General features: G+C 35.8%; 8 protein-coding genes and 1 tRNA gene. 6 read left to right on the top strand and 3 right to left on the bottom strand.

The annotated features are described in order from the left end of the window. Positions 1 to 85: 85 nt before the first annotated feature. From KTJ10_RS14265 to KTJ10_RS14275, 3 genes are all read left to right on the top strand, one after another. Complete coding sequence (locus tag KTJ10_RS14265; RefSeq protein ID WP_262442274.1) at positions 86 to 4,588, top strand: hybrid sensor histidine kinase/response regulator; 4,503 nt, start codon at positions 86 to 88, stop codon at positions 4,586 to 4,588. Then, complete coding sequence (locus KTJ10_RS14270; protein ID WP_199992958.1) at positions 4,588 to 5,049, top strand: hypothetical protein; 462 nt, start codon at positions 4,588 to 4,590, stop codon at positions 5,047 to 5,049. The genes KTJ10_RS14265 and KTJ10_RS14270 overlap by 1 nt, the downstream gene beginning before the upstream one ends. Before the next feature lie 310 nt (positions 5,050 to 5,359). Continuing rightward, positions 5,360 to 6,241, top strand: a complete 882-nt coding sequence (locus KTJ10_RS14275; RefSeq protein ID WP_262442275.1) for an alpha/beta hydrolase — start codon at positions 5,360 to 5,362, stop codon at positions 6,239 to 6,241. Between the two features lie 134 nt (positions 6,242 to 6,375). On the opposite strand, the gene dapE is transcribed toward KTJ10_RS14275, so the two are convergent. From dapE to KTJ10_RS14290, 3 genes are all read right to left on the bottom strand, one after another. Next, complete coding sequence (gene dapE, locus KTJ10_RS14280) at positions 6,376 to 7,512, bottom strand: succinyl-diaminopimelate desuccinylase (protein ID WP_262442276.1); 1,137 nt, start codon at positions 7,510 to 7,512, stop codon at positions 6,376 to 6,378. 126 nt (positions 7,513 to 7,638) lie between these two features. Further along, the gene (locus KTJ10_RS14285) at positions 7,639 to 7,782 is read right to left on the bottom strand and encodes an entericidin A/B family lipoprotein (protein WP_014207555.1); all 144 of its coding nucleotides are present in this window, start codon (positions 7,780 to 7,782) and stop codon (positions 7,639 to 7,641) included. A gap of 123 nt (positions 7,783 to 7,905) precedes the next feature. After that, positions 7,906 to 8,787: a DUF1853 family protein gene (locus KTJ10_RS14290; RefSeq protein ID WP_262442277.1), complete on the bottom strand. Its 882-nt coding sequence runs from the start codon at positions 8,785 to 8,787 to the stop codon at positions 7,906 to 7,908. 104 nt (positions 8,788 to 8,891) lie between these two features. Between KTJ10_RS14290 and KTJ10_RS14295 the strand changes: the two genes are divergently transcribed. The 3 genes from KTJ10_RS14295 (at position 8,892) to KTJ10_RS14305 (ending at position 10,199) form a co-directional block, all read left to right on the top strand. Continuing rightward, the gene (locus KTJ10_RS14295; RefSeq protein WP_086265171.1) at positions 8,892 to 9,260 is read left to right on the top strand and encodes a YbaN family protein; all 369 of its coding nucleotides are present in this window, start codon (positions 8,892 to 8,894) and stop codon (positions 9,258 to 9,260) included. Positions 9,261 to 9,416: 156 nt separating this feature from the next. Further along, the gene (gene elsL, locus KTJ10_RS14300; RefSeq protein ID WP_086265170.1) at positions 9,417 to 9,920 is read left to right on the top strand and encodes a cell wall-recycling L,D-carboxypeptidase ElsL; all 504 of its coding nucleotides are present in this window, start codon (positions 9,417 to 9,419) and stop codon (positions 9,918 to 9,920) included. Between the two features lie 206 nt (positions 9,921 to 10,126). Beyond that, positions 10,127 to 10,199: transfer RNA gene (locus KTJ10_RS14305), tRNA-Val, on the top strand.

The following is a 10,199-nucleotide window of genomic DNA, read 5'->3' on the forward strand; positions in this document are numbered from 1 at the left end:
TAAATATTGGGGAAAATAGCTATTTTTCTGGTGTTGACTCTGTCGTTTTTCTCCATTTAGGGGATAAGCAAAAGAAGCCTTTGCTATGAAAGAAATACTAAAAACTTTAACTGAAGCAATGATGCTACCGGAAGATAGCTACTCTCAACAAGATGATGAATTTCTAGATATCTTTGTTGAAGAGATTGAAGAAATTTTTGTTGAATTACAATCTTTGATTCATGAATGGATGCAATCTGGAAATATTGCAACGCTTACTGAAATCCGTCGCCATTTTCATACATTGAAAGGTTCGGGGCGAATGATTGGGGCCAAATCTTCTGCTGAGCTTGCTTGGACTGTAGAAGATACACTTAATCGGGTAATCAATCAAAGTCTTGGATTAACTCCAGACATCCAACAATATGTTCAGTTGGTATTTAAGTTCTATTTCTTTAAGTTAGTAGATGATTTCAAATCTAAAAAAGAACATGCTGTAGATTTTAAAGCACTTATTTTATTGGGACAACAATTACAACAACAGCAAAGTTTAGAGCCTGCATTGGAAGAGCTTTTAGTGTTGTCGGGTACTCTTACTGCTGAAACTCCGACTGGTTTAGAAACGAATAGTTTAAACCAAGAATTAAGTGACACTTTAAGTAGTGAAACTCCAGAAGTGCTTGTAGAAAATGAACAGCCTCTTGCTGAAACCCTAATTCTATTTATGGAAGAGGCGGAAGAGCATTTGGCGACAATTGATCAGTTTTTAGAAAAAGAAATACATCAGCATGAAAGTTATAATGCTTTAATACGTGCGTTACATACGTTACGTGGCAGCTCTGCAATGGCACAGATTGATGCGATTTTTGAGGCCAGTACTAAAGTTGAGCATCTATTTAAAATACTATTACAAGAAGAACTCTCTTCTCACTCAGAAGAGATTTTACTGCTCCGTGATTATCGACAGTTTATTCGAAATTGTTTAGATCTATTGGCTTCACATTGTTCTAGTGAGCAATTGGAATCTGATTTACAAAAGTTCAATCAGATTTGGGATGCTTATATGGAGCAGCGTGGAGAGCATTCGAGCCCACTCACTCCTCCGCATGGCCTAGTATCTCAGTTATTACAGTTAGATGTTTCCGAATTACTTGATGCAGAATTAGATTTTGAGAAGGGAATACGTACAGAGTTCCCTCATTATCTCGAACGTTTAAGTGAACAAGCAGATTTATTGTTGCAACATACTCAGTCGCAGGCAATGATTGGTTTATATGAATATACTAACCAGTTAAAAGACAGCTATGGCATATTGCTTGATCGACCTGATTTATTGCAATCGGATTATGTTTTTGAAATTTATCAAAAAGCCCACCAACAATTAATTCAGTTATTTGATGCTTTAGCTGCGGGGCAGAGAGTAAGTATTATTGAGCAGCACCAAAATGTTTTGGAAGAGCTAAAGCTATATACTCAACATATTCCAAGTCTTAATTTTGAACCATTCGAAAGCCAGCAAAAAGTTATTGAGCTATCGTTTAATACAGATGCAGAACATTCATTGAATGAATCTCCGATGAGTTCAGAAAATGAATTAACTGATCACGATCTTATAGGCCAGAGTGTGCAGATGGATCGACAGTTCATGTTAACTGAGCATGTAAATCGACATTTTGATCCCGATCTATTAGACATTTTTCTTGAAGAAGCTGATGAGTTGCTTGAAGGAATGGATACAGATCTTAATATTTGGATTAATGATCAAGAGAACTTTGCTGCTCTTAATAATTTGATGCGCTATTTGCATACCTTAAAAGGTGGGGCAAATATGATTCAAGCAACTTATATCGGTTTAATTGCACATGAATTGGAAAGTGTTTATGAGCGCTTAATTCAGAGACAGCTAATTGCCTCATCTGCTCTCATTGATTTTATTCGTCTGGTTCAAGATGATTTAGCTGACCGTCTTCAAGTTGTCCGTAAACAGCACCTAGATTATGCAGCTTCTTATACTATTCAAGCGCTTAAAAACGTAGGCAATGTGTATGCTTCACTTAGTTCTAATTCTAATAAAGAAACAACAGAAGACTCTGAACAATCTATTATATCTGAATTAAACTTTGAAGTATTGCAACAAGAAACTATACATAATAATGCATTAAATATTGACGAGTTAAGTTCTAATTTTGAGCAAATTGTTGAGAATACGGAATTACAAGTTTATGAGGCTGACCCAAGATATATAGAGAGTATCCAGGACCAGAATATTAACTCTGTGGTCGAGCAAACATTTATGGAGGAAGCGGCCGAGTTGTTAGAAATGGCCGATCAATTATTAAAGCAGTGGTTTGAGCAGCGTACCAATCGTAGTACTTTGCTTCAACTACAAAGGGCTGTGCACAGCTTGAAAGGTGGTTCCCGCATGTTGGGACTTGAAACTGTTCAAGCGATTGCTTATCAGCTCGAGAATGCTTTTGAGCAATTTGCACTCCATCATTTCAGCTCAAATATTTATGACAGCTTATTAGAGAGAGCGATTGTTTGGCTAAAAGAAGCCATTTTTAAGCAAAATTATCAGCACTTTGATAGTTTACAGCAAAGTCTGGAAAATATTCAGTTTATCGAAACTGCAATTCAAATCCCGAGTAAGCTGACGAGCACAGATCTATTTAGTATTGAACCTGTAATGAGTTTTGTACAAGGTGATGGTGCAGAGCCACCACCAATGATGGGAGCATGGGAGCAAACACAGCGTCTTGATCAAAATAATGAAATGATCCGTGTTTCGGCAGATTTGATTGAGAAAATGATTGATTTATCTGGTGAAAATTCGATTAACCGTTCGCGCATTGAAATGGATCTAGGTCAGTTTGGCCATACGCTCTTGGAAATGGAATTGGCCATTCAACGACTTGCAGATCAGTTACGTCGAATGGAAGGTGAATTAGAAACCCAGATTATTGCCAAACACGGCATTGAACATTCACGTTATAGTGATTTTGACCCTTTAGAGATGGACCAATATTCATCTTTAAATCAATTATCAAAATCTCTTGCTGAATCTGCATCGGATTTGGTCGATTTTAAAAATACATTATCTGACAAGATCAGAGATACAGAAAGTCTACTTTTACAACAGTCGCGGATTCAAGCAGAAATTCAAGAAGGTTTGATGCGAACGCGATTAGTACCGTTCTCTCGATTACTACCGCGATTACAACGAATTGTTCGTCAGACATCTACAGCGTTGAACCGACCAGCAGAGCTTTTTGTAAATAATACAGAAGGTGAGTTAGACCGTAATATTTTAGAACGCCTAGTGACACCGCTTGAGCATATGCTTAGAAATGCAATTGACCATGGTTTAGAAGATCGTGTGCAACGTGAACAAGCACAAAAACCGGAAACTGGACGTATTGAACTTAATATCCATCGTCAAGGTACAGATGTTGTTGTCACATTTAAGGATGATGGAAGAGGGGTTGATATTGAAAAGGTCCGTCAAAAGGCCTTAATGTCTGGTTTAATTAATGCTGAACAAGTATTAGAACATCACGATATTTTACAGTTAATTTTCCACCCTGGTTTAAGCACAGCTGATCAAGTCACCCAGATTTCAGGTCGTGGTGTAGGACTGGATGTAGTACAAAGTGATATTAAGGCCTTGGGTGGTCATGTGAGTGTCGACTCTGTGTATGGGCAGGGAACTGTCTTTACCATACGTGTTCCAACTACAGTAGCTGTCAGTGATGCTTTAATGGTTAAAGTTGCTGATCAGCAATTTGCAATCCCATTAGCTCAGATTGATCGAATTGTACGAGTTTCACCGACATCATTAGAGCAGTATTTTGGAAGTACCCAAGAATTTTTTGAATTTGAAAACAAACACTATCCATTACGCTACTTATCTGAGTTCGTTGGCAATCAGCCAATTCCACGTTTAAGTGGAATGATGTATTCATTACCTGTATTAATGATTAAAGCAAATAATGGACAAACGGTTGCGTTATTAGTTGATCAGCTTATTGGCTCACGCGCACAAATTGTGGTCAAACCAATTGGACAACAATTCTCTAGTATTGGTGCAATTGCAGGAGCAACTATTCTAGGTGATGGTCAAGTTTGTCTAATTTTAGATGGACAAAATATTGCTCGCCAAATTCAGGCTAGTCGCCGACATAAGCTGATTAATGACGCTATTTATAGACAACGAGAGTCTGATGAACGACGTCTCATCATGATTGTAGATGACTCGGTAACAGTACGTAAGGTGACGTCTCGATTACTCGAACGTCAGGGCTATGATGTAGTCACAGCTAAAGATGGGATCGATGCGATCGAGCAGCTAGAAAATATTAAACCAGATCTAATGTTACTTGATATCGAAATGCCACGAATGGATGGTTTTGAGGTACTCAACCTCGTTCGACATCATGATCTCCATCAAAATATGCCAGTGATTATGATTACATCGAGAACTGGTGAAAAACACCGTGAACGAGCATTTACTTTAGGCGTTAACCAATACATGGGCAAACCTTTCCAGGAAGAAGATTTACTTCACAATATTGATGCATTATTCATGACATGTGAAGGGGGACTTGCATAATGAAAAGTAATATAAGTACATCCTTAATTAATGAAATGGATCAGCAAGAACTCCAGCATTTAATTACTGTTTCAACAGGCTTTATTGATGCATATATTATTGAATGCGATCAGCAAGTACCAATGCTATTGCCACAAAATATAGTGTTATCAGCTATGGATGTTAAAAATGGTATAAAGTATATTGAATGGCATGATGTAAAGCTTCCTGTTTATTCGGTTCATAATGAAACTGATTTACGAGCAGTAGCATTAGTAATTGAAAGTGAAGATATTAGTCAACGGTTTGCACTCATATGTAAATCGATGCCGGTCTCAGTTCGTTTGCGTATTTCTGAAGTCGTAGATGAGAATGATGATATACAAGATTCTTTGCAGCACCCTAGTGTATTTAAATATGTGCGTATGGAGAATCAACGTTTCCACGTTCCAAATTTACAATATATCCAAAACTCACTTTAGTTATAAAAAAGGAACTCATTTTGAGTTCCTTTTTTTATCAAAAATAGGTGAAATTCTTTTATAGAATATAAATTTTTTTTGTTTAAAAAATCCTTGAAGTGCTTGCTTTATTTATATCGCAAATTTATATTTTATATGTATTTCAAATGCTAAAATATAAGAAATTACTAATATTTACTTTTAATAAAGTCTCATACTAAATTTTAAAAGGAGATAAATTGAAGTTATAGTTAAAGAATGAGCCTAATTTTATTATATTAATCATAGCGAAATAACCTAGAATAAAATATTTGCAAAAGTAGAAAAATAAATGTCAATTCATAGAGAACTACATATTTTAAAGACAGATGATCATGGCGAATTTGCTTTATGGAAAGTTTATAGAAGAAATAATTCTCCAATAAAAAAAGAAGCAATTTTCTTATCTCATGGTGCATTTTCGGATAAAACTGTTTGTATAGGCGTTGCAGATTATTTGACAAATCATGGTTATATTTGTTTTATTTTAGAGTGGCGAGGGCATGGTACTAGCCCAAAAACAGATATACCATTTAATTTTGAAACTGTTGCATTATATGAATATAAAACTGCATTTTATTATATTTACCATCATTTTAATATAACCTCCTTGCACTGTGTAACACACAGTGGTGGAGGGCTATGCTTAACCATGTTCTTAATTAATTATCCTGAATATTTAAAAAACATTCAAAGTATTACTTTTATTGCTTGCCAAGCATTTGGAGCAGTAAATAATTCCTTTGATTTTATTAAATTGTTTTCTGCAAAATTAGTTGTAAAAGGTCTAGGTCAGATTCCTGCTAATAAATTTAAGTTGGGGCGAATAAATGAAACCTATTACACGATGCGTCCATGGTTTAATTGGAATTTAAAGGAAAATTTTATAAGTGAATTTAAGGATATAGATTATAAAAAATTTATGAGTTCTATTAGAGTTCCAATATATTCTATTTGTGGGGCTGGTGATAAATTTATTGCCCCTACTAAAGGATGCTATAAATATTTGCAAGCTTTTGAAAATGAAAATAATATTTTTCGTGAATTTGGTCATTCCAATAATAACTTAGAAAATTATTCTCATAGTCGAATTGTACTTAGCCAAAATGCTGCAAAAGAAGTCTGGCCAACTATATTGCAATGGATAGATAAAAATTCGAAAGAAGATATATAAATTATTGATATTAAATATAATTATATGAGTTCTTGAATTTGATTCACATTGAAGCTTTTAAAGAATGTACTGATAACTTAAAGACAAAAAGCGCCCCAAAAAGGGCGCTTTTTCAATTCATTAGATTTTAACTTTTACTTAGCTAACAAATTTTCTAAAATTTGCTCATAAATATCAGTTAGTGGATCAAGGTCTTGTACATCAACGTGTTCGTTAATTTGATGAATTGTTGCGTTTAGAACACCTAACTCTAATACCTGTGCGCCTGTTGGAGCAATAAAACGGCCATCAGAAGTACCGCCACTTGTTGAAAGCTCAGTTTCAGTACCCGTGACGTTCAAAATAGCAGTTTGTGCTGCATTAACGAGTTCACCCACGGGTGTTAGGAAGGGTAAACCAGAAAGATTCCAGATGATTTCATACTGTAAACCGTGTTTATCTAAAGTCTCATGCACACGTTGTTTAAGTTGTTCTGCTGTCACTTCTGTTGAATAACGGAAGTTAAAAGTAACTTCTAGTGCGCCAGGAATGACATTTGTTGCGCCAGTGCCAGCATGAATATTTGAAATCTGAAATGATGTTGCTGGGAAATATTCATTTCCATTATCCCAAACAGTTTGGCATAGTTCTGCTAAAGCTGGCGATGCTTCATGAATCGGATTAAGCGCTAAGTGTGGGTAAGCCACATGACCTTGCTTACCTTGAACTTTTAATACGGCATTGAGTGAACCACGACGACCATTTTTAACAATGTCACCCAATTTATGAGTACTTGAAGGTTCGCCTACCAAACACCATGTCATCTTTTCGTTACGTTTTTCAAGAGTCTCAATCACTTTAACCGTACCGTTAATAGCAGGGCCTTCTTCATCAGAAGTAATTAAAAAAGCAATTGAACCTTTATGATCAGGATGTTTTGCGACAAAACGCTCAGATGCAACGACCATGGCTGCAAGTGCTGTTTTCATATCGGCCGAACCACGACCATATAATTTTCCATCACGAATTTCAGGTGCAAACGGATCTGAATTCCATGCTTCTAACTTACCTGTCGGAACTACGTCAGTATGACCGGCAAAACAAAATACAGGTTCTTCAGTTCCACGACGTGCCCAAAGATTGTCAACGTCACCAAAACGCATCGGTTCAATATGAAAACCAATTTTGGCTAAACGGTCTGCCATGATGGTTTGGCATGTATGATCAATAGGAGTAACAGAAGGTTGTTGTAACAGTTCTAAGCTAAGCGAGAGAGTGTCTGAATGGTTCATACCGAAAATTGCGTGCTGATCAGGTGAAATATAGTTCGATATAATAGGCGAATCTCTATGGGATGGGTACGTAAAAATAAAAAAACCTTATCGGAACGATAAGGTTTTTGACGTAATAACTCTAACTTACATTTTATCTTGTGTTTTTTCAGCAGTATTTGTTACAGCATCACCTGCTTTAGAAACATCTTGCCCAAAACCTTTAAACGTATTACACCCTGTTAAAATCACAGCAACCATTACAGACGCAGCTAAAACTTTTTTCATCATTTTCTCCGTTTAAATTTAATAATGAAGTAAATTTAGATTAAAAAACAAACGGAAAAAGAAACATGACTGTTTAATAGTAAAAACGTTATAAAATGTTTCTAGAAGCTTAAAACTTATTGTTAATTAGCTTAATTTTTGCAGGTGAGGCTTGATGTTTAAGTAGGAAGGATGTCTAAACATATAAAACAAAACCTCTTCACTATTTTTACAATATAAACCGTCTGTCCACCAATGTGCTGAATTCGAACTAGGTTGTTTATTTGGACACAACCATTCGTGTCTTTCCAATCGATAAAAAGAAGAGTGTGGAATGCTGGTGCCCCAATATCCCAATCGACGCTTTAAATTTATCCAGTCTGGTAATGATTGTTGCAAATTTAATTGTAAAGGAAGATAGAGCTGTCCTTTTAAAACAGCAAAACGTTGTTGAATCTTAAAATTTAATGCTTCAGGGAACTGAAATTGTTTGTTAGTAAAATGATAAAGTTTTTTGCTTAAAGTATCCTGACGATTCAATCCAATCCATTGTTCTAAATCTAAACTTGCTTCACCTAGATAGTATTTTAATGCGACTTCCCAATGTTCAATTTGTTGAGTTTCTTTATTTAAAATTAAAAAATCTAACTCACCTAAAGTTCTTGCCCCATCAATTTTTTGAATACTATGACCCAATAATTGGTAAGGATGATAACTATCTTCTTGTAACCAAAACCAAAGTAAATTCTCAAAACGTAAACCTAAACGTGTGCTTTTAAGTTGAGACATAAACTGAAGTAAAGGTTGAGGTGCTTCATCGAGCTGTTTTAAACGTGGTAGATAGTTGTAAAAATGTTGTTCCCAAATCTGATCAGTATGTAATTGGAAACTATGTTGAATAGATAGAGTTTGGGGAAGGTGAGAAAGTAGATTTGGACTAGCAATCGTAAACGCTAATTGTCTGACCATTGGATGGTTAAATTGCAACCATGGCTCAAAATAGGATGTTTGAACTGAGGCAATATTCATATGTTTAATACTCGCAATAATTCATCCTAATTTCATGGTTGATCAACAAAACAATACCAGAAAAACACTTTATACTATGACCAACAATAGCTTAAGGTTTCTATATGCAAACATTGTTTTGGCGAACGCTGGTCGTGATTTTTATCACGCTTGGTATTATCGGAGCAATTTTACCAGGCATGCCTACAACAGTGTTTCTTATTCTGGCTGCTTGGGCCGCATCAAAGGGATGGCCTCAGATGGATGCATGGTTGTTAAATCATCCGAAATATGGGCCAACCCTACGTGACTGGCGAGCAAATGGTACAGTACCACGTAAGGCAAAGTGGATTGCAAGCATTATGATGGCTGCAAGTGGTATTTTAATGCTATTTACCTCAGCGCCGTTTTGGGTAAAAGTTTTCACTGATACTACCATGTTCATCGTTGCAGTTTGGTTATGGTTACGTCCTGAGCCAAAAATAAAAGATTGATAATCTTTTATTTTTGGCGCAAGACAAGCAGTGAAACTGCGCGTAGAGTAAAGAAGATTGATAATCTCTTATTTTTGGTCCAATACAAGTTTTCCCATAAATTTTCATTAAAACTCAAAAGAGAGTTGAGTTCATATAATTAAGAGAAGAAATTCCATGTCCCAATTTAAACTTGAAGATGCCGATATTCTCATTGATTTAGAAAATCAAACTTTAAGCCTACCTAAACAAAATAAGTTTTATGTGGTCTCTACAGGTAAGAATGGAATTGGTGAACAAGAAAATACTGGAAAAACTCCGCGTGGCTGGCATAGGGTTGCAAAAAAAATTGGCGCACAATCTCCTCAAAATGCAGTTTTTATTGCACGTAAGCCAACAGGAGAGGTCTATAGTAATGAACTTGCAGCACAATTCCCTGAGCGAGATTGGATATTGTCACGCATTCTTTGGTTAGATGGCTTAGAAGAAGGCTTCAATAAAGGCGATGGCCACGATACCATGCAACGTTATATCTATATTCATGGGACACCTGATAAAGAACCGATGGGAGTTCCAATGTCTCATGGGTGTATTCGAATGCGTAATGAAGAAATCATTGAACTGTTTGATTTAGTCTCTGAAGATGCATTGGTTTATTTGTCTGAACAATCTTTAACCTAAAATAAGATTTTAAAAATTCTTATTTAATTAGCTGAATGATCAAAATATTAAAATAAGTGCTTAAATAAAATACAAAAAATTGTTTTTTACTTAATAATGACTTATTTTTAATCATTCATTCGCATTTTTTTGAAAAGTTGTCGAAAAGCGTTTGACACCTGTTAAAGATTCTCTATAATGCACCTCACAAACGATGAAGACGTTAAGGGCGCTTAGCTCAGTTGGTAGAGCGTCTGCCTTACAAGCAGAATGTCGGCGGTTCGATCCCGTCAGCGCCCA

The organism is Acinetobacter sp. WU_MDCI_Abxc222 (assembly GCF_025514755.1).
In the GTDB taxonomy this organism is placed as follows: domain Bacteria; phylum Pseudomonadota; class Gammaproteobacteria; order Pseudomonadales; family Moraxellaceae; genus Acinetobacter; species Acinetobacter geminorum.

Excerpts from the sequence above, each read along its gene's own strand:
- dapE (WP_262442276.1), bottom strand. The coding sequence starts at position 7,512 with ATGAACCATTCAGACACTCTCTCGCTTAGCTTAGAACTGTTACAACAA.
- elsL (WP_086265170.1), top strand. The coding sequence starts at position 9,417 with ATGTCCCAATTTAAACTTGAAGATGCCGATATTCTCATTGATTTAGAA.
- KTJ10_RS14285 (WP_014207555.1), bottom strand. The coding sequence starts at position 7,782 with ATGATGAAAAAAGTTTTAGCTGCGTCTGTAATGGTTGCTGTGATTTTA.
- KTJ10_RS14265 (WP_262442274.1), top strand. The coding sequence starts at position 86 with ATGAAAGAAATACTAAAAACTTTAACTGAAGCAATGATGCTACCGGAA.
- KTJ10_RS14270 (WP_199992958.1), top strand. The coding sequence starts at position 4,588 with ATGAAAAGTAATATAAGTACATCCTTAATTAATGAAATGGATCAGCAA.
- KTJ10_RS14295 (WP_086265171.1), top strand. The coding sequence starts at position 8,892 with ATGCAAACATTGTTTTGGCGAACGCTGGTCGTGATTTTTATCACGCTT.
- KTJ10_RS14290 (WP_262442277.1), bottom strand. The coding sequence starts at position 8,787 with ATGAATATTGCCTCAGTTCAAACATCCTATTTTGAGCCATGGTTGCAA.
- KTJ10_RS14275 (WP_262442275.1), top strand. The coding sequence starts at position 5,360 with ATGTCAATTCATAGAGAACTACATATTTTAAAGACAGATGATCATGGC.